Here is a 15826-nt window from a genome sequence, read left to right as displayed (position 1 = left end):
CAATGGACTGGAAAGGCTACACCGTCATATACGTCGTACTGTTCGTCTTCGCGACCGCGCAGGCCGTCGTCGAGTTCACCGGCCTCGTCGACAGCGCCTACTGGCCCGCCTTCGCGCTCATCATGGTGCTGTCGGTCGTCAAGGCCGTCGGCGTCGCCGCGTACTACCAGCACCTCCGCTGGGAACCACGGGCCGTCACGTACCTCGTGCTGGGCGGGACTGTTGCTGCGCTCGCGCTGACCGGCGCGGCGGCGTACTCGATACTGTGAGGGTCTCAGGCCCCGACAAGCTGGAAACCGACCGCGATGAGAAAGAGAACGCCCGCGACAGTCGCGGACTCGGCGACCGCTAGCGAGCGGGGATGTCCCCGTCGCGTCGCCGAGAGATACACCCCAAACAGCAGGTAGCCACAGAGGCCCGCCCCACCGACCACGGCGACCGCAAGCCCCGCTATCGACTGGGTCTCGACGGGGCCGGAGATAGACGCGACGACGCCGACGAGGAGGCCGACGACCAGCACCGCGAACGCGCCGACCCAGACCATCGGCTGGTCGGCATACGTCTCGAAGTGACTCTCGCGGTCACTCGTTGGAGACCGGCCGCTCGTTGACGACCCCGGGCTGTAGTGATACCACCCTCGCCCGCGGACCATCCATGTGACCACCGCCACCACTAACGCACCCATCAGTGCCATGCTAGCGAGGTACGTGGTTGTCATATGATAGCATTACAATACAAGATGTAATAATCGTTTGTGCTCGGCCAACCAGAAACCGGTGTTTTCGCTGGTTCAGGCATTAGCCAATACCGACCACTGACGGTTCGAACATTGCGTTCTCACCGCTTCAATCGTCGGCATCCGTCCGCGCCCGTCGCTGAATCGCTCTCTCGACGAACTCTTCCGGAAGCTCGTCGATTTCGCCGGCCTGAACTGCCCAGAGGTTGGCATAGAGGCCGTCGGCGGCGAGCAGTTCGGCGTGACTCCCGCGTTCGACGATACGGCCGTCCTCGACGACGAGAATCGTGTCGGCGTCTTTCACCGTCGAGAGACGGTGCGCGATGGCGAACGTGGTCCGGTCGGCGGTCAGGTCGTCAAGCGAGCGCTGGATGAGCATTTCCGTCTCCGTGTCCACGTCGCTTGTCGCCTCGTCGAGAATGAGGATTTCGGGGTCTTTCAGAATCGCCCGGGCGATGGCGATGCGCTGGCGCTGGCCGCCCGAGAGCTTGACGCCGCGTTCGCCAACCATCGTGTCGTAGCCGTCCGGAAGGTTACGGACGAACTGGTCGGCTTCGGCGGCTTCCGCGGCGGTGACGATTTCCTCATCGGTCGCGTCGAAGGTTCCGTAAGCGATGTTCTCGCGGACGGTGCCGTAGAACAGGAACGTCTCCTGACTGACGTAGCCGATGGCGCGACGGATGCTCTGTATCTGTACGTCCTGCACGTTCTGGCCGTCGATGCGAACCGTGCCGGAGTCAACGTCGTACATCCGGAGCAGGAGCTTCAGCACGGTTGATTTCCCCGCGCCGGTCGGGCCAACGAGGGCGACTGTCTCGCCGCCGTCGGCCTCGAATGAGATGTCCGAAAGCACCGGCTCGTCGTCGCCATCGTAGCTAAAGACCACGTCCTCGTACGCGACGCGACCGTCGGTCACGGCAAGCGGCGGCGCGTCCTCGGCCTCTTCGAGGCGACCGGGCGTGTCCATCAACCCGAACACGCGCTCAGCGGAGGCGTAGGCCCGCTGGTACATATTGATGATCTGCCCGAACTGCGCCATCGGCCAGACGAACCGCTGGGTGTAGATGATGAAGGCGACAAACTGCCCGCGGGAGAGGCTCGCCGTCAGCGGTCCGGGTGCCTGCCCGGTGACCATCAGTCCGCCGACGATGAACGTGACGACGAAGCCGATGCCCGAGACGAGCCGGAGGCCAGGGAAGAAGGTGATACGCGTCTCGATGGCGTCCCAGTTGGCGTCGAGGTAGTCCTCAGAGGTGTCCTCGACTCGGTCGGCCTCGTACGGCTCGGTGTTGGCGGTCTTGATTATCTGGATGCCGCTGAGGTTGTTTTCCAGTCTGGAGTTGAGCTTGCCGACCGTCGACCGGACCTCGGCGTATTTCGGCTGGATAACGTCGATGAACCGCTTTGTAAACACGGCGATAATCGGGACGGGCAACAGCGCGACCAGCGCCAGTTGCCAGTTCATGTAGAACAGGTACGTGGCGATGCCGACGACCATGATTATCATCCGCGAAGCGGAGTTGAGGCCGTCGTTGAGGAACTTCTCCAGCCGGTTGACGTCGTTCGACAGCACCGACATCATCTCGCCGGTCTGCTTATCGGCGAAGAAGTCCATGTTCAGCCGCTGCATCGTCTCGTAGGTGTCGGTGCGGACGGCGTGTTGAACGTGCTGGGCGAACTTGTTCCAGCCCCAGTTCCGACTCCAGTGGAAGACGGCCCCGAGGCCGAACGAGGCGGCGATGATGCCGGCAGTGAGCCACAGCTGTGGCCCCTGCCCGTTGGGAATCCAGGCGTCGGGTATCAGGAAGAGGCCGTATTCGGCCTCCTGTAGGAAGATAGCGTCGATAGCCAGCGCCAAGAGGATCGGTGGCAGTAGGTCCAGCATCCGAGCGACAATAGAACTGCAGAGGCCGACGACGAACGCTCCCCAGTGGCCCTGTCCGTAACCGGTGAACAGTCGAAGCATCGGCCGGTCGACGCGTTCCCTGGCGTCTTCGAACACGTCGTCGTCCGAACCCGCGTCGAAATCCATTATCGAATTCAGGGGCCGAACCCGCAAAAGGCCGTCGGGCTACGTAGCTTCGGGCGGCAGGTCGACCCGGTCGCCGACCGCAACGCCGGTCCGGTTTGTCCACCCGCGGTTCACTTCGAGGACGTACTTGCCCCGCCCCGCGTAGCCTGTCAGGCCGCTCTCGGAGGTCCCCTCCGGCGGGAGCGGCGCGTGGTGGATGGTCGTGATAGTGCCGTTGGCGTCGATGAAGATGATGTCAAGCGGGAACGACATGTTCCGCATGACGTAGGTGTACTGGCCCGCCTCGTCGTGGACGAACAGCATTCCTTCGTTTGGCCCAAGCGACTCGGTGTTGCTCAGGCCGACGTACCGCTGATCGAACGTCTGTGCGATGCGAACCTCAACCGTCCCCAGCGGTTCCCCAGCATTTTTTTCACGCACCGCGACGGTCGTCCCTGGCGTCGAAGCATCCGTAGAAGGCTGTGTTGCGGTTGTTGTCACCGCGTCTGACCCCTCACGGACCGTTACTGTGCCCTCCTCGTACTCGCCGGTGCCAAGCACCTCGACCCAGAGGCCGGTCTGGAGGACCACGGCGGCGGCAACGAGCAGGCCAACCAGTCCGAGGACAACCACGGCAGGGCGCTGCATACTCCGTGTGAGGGGTAGGTCGTGGGTAATACTGTCGGTGCCCACTGTCGACCGAGAGAGAAAGCGTTATTCCTGCCGATGGAAAACAGTGGAGTACGGGTCCGTGGTCTAGTTGGTTATGACGTGGCCTTTACAAGGCCGAGGCCGGTGGTTCGAATCCGCCCGGACCCACTGAACTTCTCCCGGCGCTCACTGACGAGCGCCGCGTGTGTGATGCGACCCGGGCGGTTCGAATCAGGGAACGAAGCAGCGCGGAGTGACCGTGGTTCGAATCCGCCCGGACCCATTCTGCGACGAACGGACGTGAGGAGCGGCTGGTTCCTGTGGATTCGATTCCTGCCAGTCGCGCGCAACGCAGTGAGCACGTCTGGCTTCGGTTTGAATCCGTTCAGACCCACTTCTGACACCGACTGCGACGAGTGTAACGCGGAGCCAGCGGTGTCTGTGTGGGAAATGTTGGTTCGAGCCCCGGAAGACGAACATAGTGAGTCTTCCTTCGGTTCGAATCCGCTCAGACCCAGCCTGTGACGCCTGGACCAACTGGGCTTCTCGGGGCATTCAATTCCAAGCTCAGTCTATGGGAGAGCCAACTACAGCGGGGCAAACACCCACAGCCAGCAGAAACGGGGCCCTCTATCTCGATTGATAGTCGCCCGTAATCCATATATCCGGAGTGGTGGTAGTGCATGACATGATAGATGGCTCGACGTGTCCGGCCTGCAGCGGGGACGTCTCGACGACTAATGGCACTGAGTACGAATGCGACGACTGTGGCGAGACGTTCGACAGCGCGGACCTATTTCTCCCGTAATCAGCGGTCGACCCTCCCGGCGGATGCCACAAAACCTCCGCCCGCTTTCGAAATGCTTTTTTCTACCCTCGTCATCGATTGGAGTGCGCGCCGCCTTAGCTCAGACTGGGAGAGCACTCGACTGAAGATCGAGCTGTCCCCGGTTCAAATCCGGGAGGCGGCATTTTCCTGCGGTTCGTTCCCTATTGACCGTATAGCGGCGGATTTCGGCAGGTTCGCCCCCGCGAATCGCGGGGAGATTTGAACCGGCTCACGAACGCACCCTTCGCCGTCGGGCGTTTCATTAGATTGTACGTACCGAGGCCCTTTCAGTCCTTCCCCTGTTACGGAATGGATTGTATGGATTTGACTGCTGTGAGTGGCGTTTTCGAGGGGTTAGGGTTTCCAAGGGTAGTCGTCTATACCGAGCTTGACGCGCGCTCACCGAAGGTGTTCGAGTATCTGAAGGATGCGAAAGCCGAGTTCCCCGTAATCCTTCTCGGTCTGTCCTGCTCTCTCGCGCAAGGCTTCTATGCGCTCGGTGTATTCCTCGTTGATTACGAGTTCAAGCTCCGCGCCGGTTTCCACCTCGAACTCGTCGGCCATGTTGTAGAGGCCTGTCAGTAGGTACTTTTCGTCACGGTTCCCGCGCACGACGGGCGACCAGAATTGGAAGACATAGGAATCGGCGTCAAACAGGTCGGTGACGTACTCCCTATCCGCAGTGAACTTCTGCCACAGGCGTTCAAGAGTATGCTGGTAGTCCTCGTTACCGTACTCTGCCCACCGGTTAGTATCAGGTGTTCCCGAATAGTGAAGCCCGTCGATGTGGGTCACAACCTCGCAGGTATAGACGACCTGTTCACCCTCGTCAGTGTTGTCTACCCCTATCACGTCAATTTCGAGTTGGTCGCCTTGCTCCTGCGAGCGCTGATTGTACATGACCAACTCACACCCCTCTACAAGTCGAAGGTATGAGCCGACGAGAAGTTCGCCTGATTCGGGTTGTTCGGTCATGCACCTATACCCGGATACTGACTTGATAAGCGCTTACCTGTCGATAGTTTCGACAGAAAATTGAGGGTGTCTATAGCGACGTGCCAGCACGAATCTCGTAGTCGTCAATCGCGGCGGCGTCGTCACCCATGCCGGGATACTGCACCTCGAAACTCCACGTTTCGCCTGCCGACCAGCCGTTGATGTTGTCCATGAACGATTCCGCCAGCGTGTCGCCCTCGTAGAACTTCACCTCTACCTCGGCGTATGAGAGTTCGCCACCGCTGACGTTCTCGGCTTCACCGACAACCTTCACCGTCTCGCTCATTTTGCCTTCGTTCTCTCGGACCATCTCGTGATTCAGCAATTCCACGTCCTTCGAGGACCCGTCACCGCTGTTTCCGTTGGAACCACCGTTCCCGGACGTGCTGGTGCCGCTACCGTTGCCGTCCTCGAAATCGCCTGATTCGCTTTCAGAACAGCCAGCGAGCACGAGGCCGCTGACGGTCGCACCAATCGTTGCGAGGTAGCGTCTTCGGTTCAATTTCATACCAGTTCGTAGTAGCGAGGTGTCGCATAATGAAAGTTTGGTACTAAACTTTAGCTTTGATACTCAACTATTCGGCGTTGTCACCACTCAACGGCGCGTTTCACACTATCATGCGCCTCTCGGGTGATTTCATGGTAATCTGCGATGAACGGATTCTCGAATACCTCTCGGAGAACGAAACGGGAACTCCGAAGCAAATGGAAGATAGCGGCCTTGTACGATTCAGCAGGTCGTATATCACGCAGAGAGCCAAGGTATTACTGAACCACGGTATGCTCCGTCACCTCGGAAACGGAGTCTACACGCTTTCCGAAGAAGGCCAACAGTACCTCGATGGCGAACTCGACGCGGCGACTCTCGAACCCAAGGAAGAGTAACACTGGTCGTTCCCTAAACCGGAACGAGAAACGTTCTACTGTCCTTTTCTATGGTAGCCACGCCACCAGCACGCGGTGAGAGCGGCGTGAGTGGTGCGTGAGCGCGGTCGAGGCGCGGACGAGTAGATTGGAGCGTCATTTCTGAAGTGCCTTCAGCGCCTCTGTGCGGTAGTGTGAGCATACGCCTATTCGCAAAGGTAATCAAATATCTACCTCACATACCCAAGAATTATAATATTATAGAACGTAGTAATCAATAGAGGGCGACCGCTTCTCGGGGCTTGATTCGCGTCAGAAAGCCCGCGTGTTAGAGGCACGCGAGCGGTGGCCTTCGGGAGCGAAGACCAATGCCAACTACAACTGCCGAGAGGCATGAGAGTACCGACCTCGAACAGCGCGATGTACGCGCCCTGACGGAATACATGACCACCCTTCCGCTTTGGGGCGACGTGTACTCGGTTACGACCGAGAGCGGGTCAGAATACCGTGTGGACGCCTTCGAAGGGCGCTGTACTTGCCCCGACCACGATTACAGGGAAGTCCGGTGTAAGCACATCCGTCGTGTCGCCTTCGCAACCGGTAACCGACCGATTCCCGCGTGGGTTGACGCCGACGAGGTAGACGCACAACTCGGTCAGCACGTCGAAGAGACGCCGAAGGTTGCCGCGACCGACGGGGGTGTCACCCTCGACTCGTTCGGTGCCGACGACCGTCCCGAGGACTGCGACTGTGCCGAACTCTCCGGTGACTTCCCGTGCTGGCCGTGTGTCCGAGACGGTCGCCGTGACCTGCCGGGTGAAGGCGAATGACTCGTCCATCCCCGGCGGCAGCCCTCAACGGCGTACAGGTGGGCAACATCTGCGACCGTTGTAACCGACGGATTCGGACGGGCGACAAAGCCGTCGTCTACGCGACCTACTACAACGCCGACGGGTGGGTCGTCCGGCGCATGATGTGTGACTGCGGAAGTCGTACTATCGGACTGCCGACCGACGGGGCCGATGAGGTGATTGTCGAGGCCGTGTACTGGTCGGGATGGCTCGTCAGTGTCAAGACCGTTGACCGCAGTCGGCCTTGACCAAGACCAACCGAACTTATACCCGACAGCCACCTTTCTCGGAATAGTGGTAGAGCCAACGGTCGTCAACGTCGTCGGGACAATCACCTATCAGCAAGAGATTGCATTAGACGCGTTGGCAGACACATTCACTCGCCGTGGTGAGATTTCTGACGTAACATACGAACCTGCCGAGAATCACTGGCTACAGACTCGGTTCGCGCCCGATGATACCTACGTCGCATTCTATCGGAGCGGTCGCTGTTCAATAGCAGGCGGCAATTCGGTCGAACATTTTCATGAGGTAGCAGACCGGGTTAATACTCTCATGCGGGACATTCTACAGTTCGAGTACGAGCCGACCGTAGAAATCAGCAACATCGTCGCAACGGCGGATATTGGCTCACCAATCCCGTTGGAAGCCCTGACGCTCGAACTCGGGATGGAACACACCGAATACGAACCCGAACAGTTCCCGGCGCTCATGTATCGAGAAGGGGATTACGTCATGTTGGTCTTTGCCAGCGGGAAACTGCTTTGCACCGGACTTACCGATGTGGCAGATGTGACCGACGCGATTGAACAAATGGAATCCCGGCTACAGGCAGTTGTGTAGTCACACGTCTTCTTCGCTAAACACCAGCTTCGCGCTGTTCTGTTCTAACCACTCGGCCTTCTCCTTGTAGTCCGGGATATGTTCTCCGACCAACTGCCAGAACTCTCGTCCGTGGTGCTGTTCGGTCAGGTGAGCGAGTTCGTGGACGACGAGGTAATCAACAACGTCGGGTGGGGCCATAATGAGCCGCCAGTTCAGGCTAATCGTTCCGCCAGTCGAACAACTACCCCACCGTGTGCGCTGGTTTCGGAGTTCGAGTTTTTCGTACTCGACACCCATGCGCTCGGCGTAGTGGTCTGTGCGGTTGGTGAGATAGTCCCGCGCCCGGCTCCGATAGAAGTTTTCGAGAACTTGCTTGACCGAAGATTGCCCGACGGCACTCTTTCGGAGTCGAATCGAATCCTCGTCTACCTCTTGTTTCTGTAGTGGCTCGATAACGAGTTCCCGGTCTTCACCGAGGAATGGGAAGCGCTCGCCAGCCTCGAATGTCCGGTTGGGGACTTGCTCTCGGTAGGCGTCGTACTTCCGTTGCTGGTCTACCACCCATGCCGCGTTCTCCTTGAGTAGTTCTGTGGGCTGAACGTCGTCGTCTTCGGGAACGACGACCGTCACGCCGTGTATGTCAACGTCGATACGCGGTTCACTGGCGTCGGCGCTATGACGTACCTCGTACTCGACGGGGTTCCCCAACAGGTCGATGTTCCGACTGTGGGCTTTAGCCATGATTCTCGATAAGGTAGTTCCGTATCGAGTCTACGAACCCATCGTCGTCTCGAATCAGGTGGCCGAGTTCGTTTTCCTTCACCAGTACGTCCAACAGGATACGCTCGATTTCCGCGATGGTCTGCTGGTTCGTCTTCCACCCGTGGTATCCTCGGTCAACGCGTTCGCGGAACTGTGAGACGATTTCTTCGGCCACTTCCTCGGCCTGTTCTTCAGACTCGATAGCGTCGGGAGTCTGCTCTGTGAGGTGCGTGTATATGGCGAACTCCGCGTCGTCCATCCCCTGCTCTTCGGCTTCCTCTTCGACGTTCAGAACCTCTTTTTCGACCGATTTCAGCGCCTCGACGGCGTCGGGGTCACTGATTTCATCACCCTGCCAGCGTTCCACAATGTCCGTCACGCGCTCGCTCAACCGCTTGTAGCGAGGATTCTGGTTCTCCCGAGGGTGTAGGTGTTCGCGGGTTGCGTGGGCAATCTGTGAGGCCTTGACGCCGGGGTTGTCCAATCCTTCTACGTCTTCGAGGTACTCTTCCCCGAGTTTGTAGGTCGGGAAGTCGTCCTTGATTTCCGTGATTTCGACGTTCTCGTTGATAATCTCTCGCGTCTTCTCGCGCATGTCGTCTTCGGGGTCATCTTCGCCCCCGGTCGTGCGCTTGAACGCGACGTGAATCCGGCTCAACCACTTGTAGTCGCGCTCGATACCCTCGTTAATGAGCCGCTTGTCCGGAGCGACGGCTTCGTAGAGATTCTGTAGACGGCGGAAGCCCTGTTTGAACTCGCGGCGCTCGGGATGGGTGCTAATGCGTTCGACGGCCTCGTAGGCGGCCTCTTGGGTGTCGTCCTTGGGTATGCCATCGAAGATACCCATGACCGTTTCCAACTGGTCTTTCAGGTCGTCGTAGAGTTCGTCCTTGTCGCGGGCGGCGTAGGCCTTCGTCTCGGCGTCGTAATCGAGGGCGTCGTCGATGTTCTCGAAGATACCTTGGAAGTCTACAATCTCACCGTTCTCCTTGCCCTCGGCAGGCCGGTTCGTGCGGGCGATAGCCTGCATGAGATTGTGGTTTTTGAGATTCCGGTCGAGGTACATCGTCTTCATAATCGGTGCGTCGAAGCCCGTCAGAAGCATGTTGTGGACGACCAGCAGTTTCGGCGTGACTTCCTCGGCTTCCTCGTCGGTCTGCTTGAACGCCTTGATGATACTGTCACGCTCTTCGGAGTCGGTGTGGAACTGCTGAATCAGGTCGGGGTCGTCGTTGGTCGCCGTGTAGAGAACTTCCACTTCGTCCTCGCCGCGACAGTCAATGAGCCGCTCGCCGTACATGGCGGCTGACCGGCGGCTCGGTGTGACGACCATCCCTTTCCACCCGTTCGGCGCGACGTGTTCGTCGTAGTGTCGGTCTATTTCTTCGACGGCGCGGTCTACGCGAGGTTCGATTTCGGCCAGTGTCCGAGCGGTTACGTTCTTTTGAATGAACTCGCGCTTCTCGTCCGTACTCAATCCACGAAACTCCTGCTCGAACTCCTCGTCAAGCCCTGCTTCGTCTATCTCCCACTCCATCTCGTGACGGAGCGTGAAATAGACCGGAAGAATCAGCCCGTCCTCGATACCCTGCTTGACCGAGTAGCGGTGTAGGTAGTCCTCGTCCTCGGGTGAGAACTCACGGAACGTGTTACGGTCTTCATGACGCTCACCCTCACGGACGGGCGTCCCGGTGAAGCCGAAGTGGTAGCAGTCGGGAAGGGCGGCGTCGAGACGACTGCCAAGGTCGGCTTCCATAAAGCGGTGGGCCTCGTCGCTCATGACGATTACCTCGTCGTTGCCCTGTTCGTCGGGGTCAACGTCCTCGAACTTCTGAATCGTCGTGAGAACCAGTTCACTTTGGCCTTGTTCGATAAGTTCCTCAAGGTGGGCGATACTCTCGGCCTCTGTCCACTGTTCGAGGGTGAGGTTCGCCAACTGGTCGCGCATTTGGGAGTTCAACTTGTCCGTATCGACAATGATGAACACCTGCGGATTGCGGGCCACAGTGGGGCGCGAGAGAAGGTTCTCGGCGGCATAGAGCATGGTAAACGACTTGCCCGACCCTTGGGTGTGCCAGACGAGGCCGCGCTTGTGGACGCCCTCACGAACGCGGTCGAGAATCGCGTTCACCGCGTAGTACTGCATGTACCGGGGGACGATTTTCGCGTCTCCACCGGCTCGGCGCTCGTAGAAGACGAAGTTCTTCAGCAGGTCGAGGATAGATTTGGGGTTACACAGAGCCTTGATGGCCTGCCTCACGTCGTTGCTGTCCTCGAACTCTTCGGGGGCGTCGTTCCACGGCTCGTAGAACTCCTTGGGTGCGCCGACCGCGCCGTAGCGGAGTTCAAAGGTGTCGGCGGCGATGTTGAACAGGCCGGGGACGAAGAGTCGTGATACGTCTTTCTCGTAGTTCCGAAGGTCACGGACGGCGTCGTGCCAGTCGTTGTCCTGTGCTTGGCTCTTGAGTTCCATCGTGACCAGCGGAATCCCGTTCACGAAGAGACTCACGTCGGGGCGAATAGTCGTCTCACGGGAGACGGAAAACTGATTGACGGCGTGGAAGCGGTTGTTTTCGTGGTCGTCGTAGTCTATCAGGTCAACGTAGACCGTCTCGGTCGAACCGTCGTCGCGTTGGACGGAGAAGGTCTTGCCCTTCGTCAGCAGTTGGTGGAACGCTCGGTTCCCGTCCATCAGGTTCTCGGTGTCGAGGTCGCGCTTCAGTGACGAGATGAACTTGTCTACGTTTTCGTCGGTCACGTCCTCATTGAGCGCGACGACCTGTTCGGCCAGTAAGTCCCAATAGACGACTTCGTGGCTTTTGCGTTCGTAAGCGTCGTCAAGGACGTTCGAACCTCGGTCACCGTCTTGGCCGTGTGTCTCCCATCCAACGCCGTCAAGCCAAGAGAGAAGAGAGCGTTCGACGCCTTGTTCAGATGGGATATTAACCATGCTGTGCGATTTCGTCGGGCACCTCTATGTTAGTGTCGGTTGTTCGGACTGTTCCCGAGAGCAAGTCTTGCATGAGACTCTGCTTGAGGCGCTGAAGTCGGTCACGGTAATCCTGTTCGTTTTCGACTCTTTGGTCAAATTTCTCAAGTGTATCCGCAATCTCAACCTGCTCTTTCAGGGGTGGCTTCGGTAGTTTTAGTTCTGCAATATTTTCGAGGTTGATTCGACTTCTACCGGTTCCACGGAGATGGGCAACGGCCTGTCGCCAGACTTTGTGTGAGTTCATACAGTACATCAGGAATCTCTCATCGAACTCCTCGTTCGTCTGAACCCGAACAACGTCCGCACAACCGAGAAGGTACTTATCGTACTTTTCAGGCACTATACAGGCCCTTGCAACGGGTTCTGCCATCTTTGCGACGACTACTTCACCGGGGTAGATTGCCCTGTGGGTAATCTCTTCGTATTTTTCTTCTGTCGCAAATTTCGGGTCTTCGTCATTGAACTCTCCTTCACCCACTTCTTGTAGGAGAATCGCTCTTGCCTCTCCCTCATCGTGAATTTCTGCGGAGGAAAGAGAATACCGCGCTCCGTCAGTAAACGCATTTTCTTCGTCGGCAACAATATTCTCGATTGTAGTCACTTCCCAGTGGGTTGGAATGCTTCCAAGTTTTGTACCTGTGTCTGAAGTCTCCGAGGCCCCTAACCCACGCTCAAGAACGTCTTGAACAATTCCTTTCTTGGTTTGGCGAATCTGCGATTCTATGTTTTCAGTCTTCTGAATCGCCCGGTCAACGTTGTGGATTACAGTAGCGATTTTGCGCTGTTCCTGAAGTGACGGAACCGGAATGTCAAGCAACTGTAGGTCGCTCTTGGTGACAGACTTGAATGTACTGCCAGTCGCAAGACGAGAGAGCCACGGCTTTCGTTCGGCAAGGTTATAGAAGAGATAGAGACCATTGAGGCTCTTGGGTCGAAGAGCCGCAAGTCCACGGCCAATACAGCAGTTCCTATCCGCGATGTTCAAATCGCCAACCGGAGCGCGAATGCTCATCAGTACATCGTTCTTTGCGGCTTCCTTCCGAGGCTCCGAACACCATGTGTCTGCCACAGGATGAAAGTGCCCGAACTCGGAGTTGCCTTGGAAGAATGGAAGTCCCTCACCCTTTTCGTTGTAAGTAGACGAGGGAGGCGAGTTCCCCGGAATAATTTCGGCTATATCCGCGAGCGACTCAATTGACCAATCTATCGGAATCTTACCTAACCCGAATAGTTCTTGTTCACTCTCTTCTCCTGACTCTGCCTCTCCGGCAGTCTCGGTGAAGTCATCCAAGGTTGCTTCTTCACTCATAGTTCAATACCTTCATGTGCTGATTCATCTGTGATTCAATCTCGTCGCGCTCGGTTTGCAACTCACGCAATTTTCCGAGTTCTTCCTGTACGTCTATGTCCTCTTCAGGTTCGGTCGTATCGACGTAGAGCGCGATATTCAGGTTGTACTCGTTCTCTTTAATCTCGTCTAGCGCTACCGTTCGACTGACGCGCTCTTCGGTCGTCCAGCTCCGGAAGTTCTCTACGATGTGGTCAAGGCCTTCCTTGGTCAATTCATTCTGATTCGAAAGTTCTCGGTAGAAGTCCTCGTCAGCGGCGTGAATGAACTGTACCTCATTCTTGCGCTCGTCGGGCTTTGCGGTATTCAACACAAGAATGGCCGATGGAATACTGTTGTTCTGAAAGAGGTTCTCGGGAAGGCCGACGACGGCTTCCACCATGTCGTTCTCCAACATCGGCTTCCGGTAGCGCTGTTCATGCTTCCGGAACAGTACACCGTGAGGAATTACGATAGCCGCCTTCCCACCCGTTCCATCGCGGTCGGGCCGCTTCAACTGCTTCGCCATGTGCATGACGAACGCGTAGTCGCCACGGTCGGCGCGAGGGAGTTTCTCGTGCCAGTCGAAGCGTCCCCACGGGTCGTCCTGTAGTTCGTCTTTGGCCCAATTGGCCGAGAACGGGAAGTTCGCCAGCACTCGGTCGAAGCGTGTCAGTTCGTTGTCCTCGTCGTTGGTGAACTCCGGACTCGCCAGCGAGTCTTCGCGTGCAATAGAGCCATTTAGCCCGTGGATAGAGAGATTCATTCGGGCGATGGCGGCTATGTCGGGATTGATTTCCTGCCCGGTGAGTTCAAGTTTCGAGGGGTCGCCACCCTGTTCCTCGCGGTAGTAGCGGGCGGCCTCAATAAGCATACCACCGGAGCCGACGGTCGGGTCGTGGAAGGTGTGGCCGTCCTCGAACTCGTCCACAAGCCGAACGCAGAGGTTCACAATGTGGGGCGGGGTAAAGAACTGGCCGCCGGACTTCCCTTCCTCTTCGGCAAAGTGCCGAACCAAGTCCATGTAGGCCTCTCCGAGCATGTCCGGGGGAACGCTGTCCCGGTCGAAGTCGTACTTCGAGAGGTGTTCGACCAGTCTCCCGAGCCGTTCGTCGCCAAGTGCGTCAGCCTCGATGTAGTCCGTCCCCTCGAAGATACCCTTCAGCATCCGTCTTTAGCTAAGATGAGAACCGCGTGACAGCGACGGCTTATCGAGGCTATTTTTCGAGAGGAATGAGGAGGAGAAGTCTGTGCACAACCCTCGCTCCTCAACGAGAATCATGCGTCGGCTCACTACGCTTTTTCCCTCTGAGTTCCTCGAAGAGCACGCCGAGGAACTCGGCGTGGTCGAGCGAGAAGGCAAGCTTCAGATTCCTGTCCTCGTGTGGGCGCTCGTGTTCGGCTTCGCCGCAGGCGAGAGCCGAACACTCGCTGGGTTCAGGCGCTGCTACAACGCCACAGCTGACGAACCGATCTCTTCTGGCGGCTTCTATCACCGGTTGACACCGACGCTGGCAGAGTATCTCCGCGACCTCGTCGAGCGCGGCCTCGACGAGGTCGCTGTTCCAGACGCTTTTGACGCTGATATCGACCGATTCAGGGACGTGATGATCGCTGATGGAACAGTGTTGCGGTTGCACGAATTCCTCTCTGATGAGTTCCAAGCCCGTCACGAGGAGCAGGCTGGAGCGAAGCTCCACCTGCTCCACAACGCCACCGACCAGACAATTGAACGGATCGACGTAACGGACGAGAAAACGCACGACAGCACGCTGTTCAACACAGGTTCGTGGCTACAAGGACGGCTAGTTCTGTTCGATCGAGCGTACTTCAAGTACCGCCGTTTCGCGTTGATCGACGAGAACGATGGCTACTTCGTGAGTCGGCTGAAGCAGAACGCGAATCCGGTGATAACGGCGGAATTACGGGAATGGCGCGGCCGCGCCATTCCCTTGGAGGGCAAGCAGATCCACGATGTGGTCGATGACCTCTCGCGGAAGTACATCGACGTAGAGGTCGAAGCGGAATTCAAGCGAGGGCAGTACGAGGGAACGCGGTCACTGGATACGAAGCGGTTCCGCGTCGTCGGCGTCCGCAACGAGGACGCCGACGACTACCATCTCTACATAACGAATCTGCCGAGAGAGGAGTTCCTGCCGTCAGATCTAGCGACGCTGTACCGGTGTCGATGGGAAGTAGAAACTCTGTTCCGTGAGTTGAAGACGCAGTATGAACTGGACGAATTCGACACGAACAACCCTGATGTCGTGAAAATTCTACTATACGCTGCGTTGCTGTCACTGCTGGTGAGCCGGGAGTTGTTGGATCTGGTCACCGAGCAGGCCGACGATGAGATCGTGTTTCCGCCGGAACGCTGGGCGGCGACCTTCCGGTCGCACGCCCAGCTCATCCTCCACAAACTCGGCGAGTACCTCGGTTACTCGCCACCGCCGTTGTTGGAGCGGCTAATCGAAGACGCTCAGAAGATTCATCAGCAACGGCCGATCTTACAGGAGACACTCGCTACCGCTACACAACCGAGGTGTGAGTCTTAGCTAAAGACGAATGTACCCTTCAGTTCCGGGTTTTCCTCGGTGAGCGCGTCGAAGGCTTCGTTCAGGGCTTGGTCTACGTTGTCCGAGACGGCGCGAACGTCATCCCACGAGTGTCCTTCGGGGACAACGGGAACATCGTAGAGGTTCTTCCGGCGAGCGAAATCATCGCCGTACTCGTCGAGATTCTGTTCGTACTGCTTCTCGAACTCGTCGCTGATACTCTTGTAGTAGACGAGCGGTAGAATGTACTCCTTGTAGTCGGTCGGGTCAACTGCGTCTCGAATTATGTCGGCGCATTTGAAGAGGTGGTTTTCGAGTTCGTCCAAAGAGATGGGCATATTCCTCTCAATTCATGCGAGCGTGTTATTTGCTCCGGTGAAGTTCAAGAGCGGGAGACAGGGATATATACACCTCTCGGATTCTACGG

General features: G+C 57.7%; 14 protein-coding genes, 2 tRNA genes and 1 pseudogene. 7 read left to right on the top strand and 10 right to left on the bottom strand.

Features of this window, described 5'->3' with window-relative positions; all coding sequences use genetic code 11:
* Positions 1 to 2: 2 nt before the first annotated feature.
* Positions 3 to 269, top strand: coding sequence for a cytochrome C oxidase subunit IV family protein (locus BDK61_RS03980; protein ID WP_121302369.1), 267 nt, complete (start codon positions 3 to 5; stop codon positions 267 to 269).
* Between the two features lie 5 nt (positions 270 to 274).
* On the opposite strand, the gene BDK61_RS03975 is transcribed toward BDK61_RS03980, so the two are convergent.
* From BDK61_RS03975 to BDK61_RS03965, 3 genes are all read right to left on the bottom strand, one after another.
* Positions 275 to 718, bottom strand: a complete 444-nt coding sequence (locus tag BDK61_RS03975; RefSeq protein ID WP_121302368.1) for a hypothetical protein — start codon at positions 716 to 718, stop codon at positions 275 to 277.
* A 127-nt stretch (positions 719 to 845) separates the two neighbouring features.
* Positions 846 to 2768 carry an ABC transporter ATP-binding protein gene (locus tag BDK61_RS03970; protein WP_121302367.1) on the bottom strand — a complete coding sequence of 641 codons (1923 nt, stop codon included), beginning with the start codon at positions 2766 to 2768 and terminating at the stop codon, positions 846 to 848.
* A 39-nt stretch (positions 2769 to 2807) separates the two neighbouring features.
* The gene (locus BDK61_RS03965) at positions 2808 to 3395 is read right to left on the bottom strand and encodes a DUF192 domain-containing protein (protein WP_121302366.1); all 588 of its coding nucleotides are present in this window, start codon (positions 3393 to 3395) and stop codon (positions 2808 to 2810) included.
* Positions 3396 to 3492: 97 nt separating this feature from the next.
* On the opposite strand from BDK61_RS03965, the gene BDK61_RS03960 reads away from it, so the two are divergent.
* Positions 3493 to 3566: transfer RNA gene (locus tag BDK61_RS03960), tRNA-Val, on the top strand.
* Between the two features lie 729 nt (positions 3567 to 4295).
* Positions 4296 to 4369, top strand: a tRNA-Phe gene (locus BDK61_RS03955).
* A 257-nt stretch (positions 4370 to 4626) separates the two neighbouring features.
* On the opposite strand, the gene BDK61_RS03950 is transcribed toward BDK61_RS03955, so the two are convergent.
* Positions 4627 to 5202, bottom strand: a complete 576-nt coding sequence (locus BDK61_RS03950) for a hypothetical protein (RefSeq protein ID WP_121302365.1) — start codon at positions 5200 to 5202, stop codon at positions 4627 to 4629.
* A gap of 70 nt (positions 5203 to 5272) precedes the next feature.
* Positions 5273 to 5731 (bottom strand): FxLYD domain-containing protein, encoded by a 459-nt coding sequence (locus tag BDK61_RS03945; protein WP_121302364.1) that lies wholly within the window; start codon positions 5729 to 5731, stop codon positions 5273 to 5275.
* 724 nt (positions 5732 to 6455) lie between these two features.
* On the opposite strand from BDK61_RS03945, the gene BDK61_RS23720 reads away from it, so the two are divergent.
* From BDK61_RS23720 to BDK61_RS03925, 3 genes are read left to right on the top strand one after another with little or no spacing between them, the layout of a single operon-like run.
* Entirely contained in the window at positions 6456 to 6917 is a 462-nt protein-coding gene (locus BDK61_RS23720; RefSeq protein ID WP_208644658.1) for an SWIM zinc finger family protein, read from the top strand.
* Positions 6914 to 7186 carry a hypothetical protein gene (locus BDK61_RS03930; protein WP_121302362.1) on the top strand — a complete coding sequence of 91 codons (273 nt, stop codon included), beginning with the start codon at positions 6914 to 6916 and terminating at the stop codon, positions 7184 to 7186. Before BDK61_RS23720 ends, BDK61_RS03930 begins: the two co-directional genes overlap by 4 nt.
* A gap of 46 nt (positions 7187 to 7232) precedes the next feature.
* Positions 7233 to 7781 carry a TATA-box-binding protein gene (locus tag BDK61_RS03925; RefSeq protein WP_121302361.1) on the top strand — a complete coding sequence of 183 codons (549 nt, stop codon included), beginning with the start codon at positions 7233 to 7235 and terminating at the stop codon, positions 7779 to 7781.
* Here the strand turns inward: BDK61_RS03925 and BDK61_RS03920 are convergent, their stop codons facing one another.
* From BDK61_RS03920 to BDK61_RS03905, 4 genes are read right to left on the bottom strand one after another with little or no spacing between them, the layout of a single operon-like run.
* Positions 7782 to 8504 carry a M48 family metallopeptidase gene (locus BDK61_RS03920; protein ID WP_121302360.1) on the bottom strand — a complete coding sequence of 241 codons (723 nt, stop codon included), beginning with the start codon at positions 8502 to 8504 and terminating at the stop codon, positions 7782 to 7784.
* Positions 8497 to 11475, bottom strand: coding sequence for a type I restriction endonuclease subunit R (locus tag BDK61_RS03915; RefSeq protein ID WP_121302359.1), 2979 nt, complete (start codon positions 11473 to 11475; stop codon positions 8497 to 8499). Before BDK61_RS03915 ends, BDK61_RS03920 begins: the two co-directional genes overlap by 8 nt.
* Positions 11468 to 12826 (bottom strand): restriction endonuclease subunit S, encoded by a 1359-nt coding sequence (locus tag BDK61_RS03910; protein WP_121302358.1) that lies wholly within the window; start codon positions 12824 to 12826, stop codon positions 11468 to 11470. The genes BDK61_RS03915 and BDK61_RS03910 overlap by 8 nt, the downstream gene beginning before the upstream one ends.
* Entirely contained in the window at positions 12819 to 14012 is a 1194-nt protein-coding gene (locus BDK61_RS03905) for an HsdM family class I SAM-dependent methyltransferase (protein WP_244209679.1), read from the bottom strand. The genes BDK61_RS03910 and BDK61_RS03905 overlap by 8 nt, the downstream gene beginning before the upstream one ends.
* Positions 14013 to 14124: 112 nt before the next feature.
* On the opposite strand from BDK61_RS03905, the gene BDK61_RS03900 reads away from it, so the two are divergent.
* Positions 14125 to 15399 (top strand): IS4-like element ISHma1 family transposase, encoded by a 1275-nt coding sequence (locus BDK61_RS03900; RefSeq protein WP_121302325.1) that lies wholly within the window; start codon positions 14125 to 14127, stop codon positions 15397 to 15399.
* 8 nt (positions 15400 to 15407) lie between these two features.
* Here BDK61_RS03900 and BDK61_RS03895 read toward each other — a convergent pair.
* Positions 15408 to 15737: pseudogene (locus BDK61_RS03895) on the bottom strand (type I restriction-modification system subunit M N-terminal domain-containing protein); the annotation flags it as partial.
* Positions 15738 to 15826: the final 89 nt, after the last annotated feature.

The sequence above is a fragment of the Haloarcula quadrata genome, assembly GCF_003634715.1.
Lineage (GTDB): Archaea > Halobacteriota > Halobacteria > Halobacteriales > Haloarculaceae > Haloarcula > Haloarcula marismortui.
Note: the sequence above shows the minus strand (reverse complement) of the source record. Positions and strands in the feature narration are given on the sequence as shown.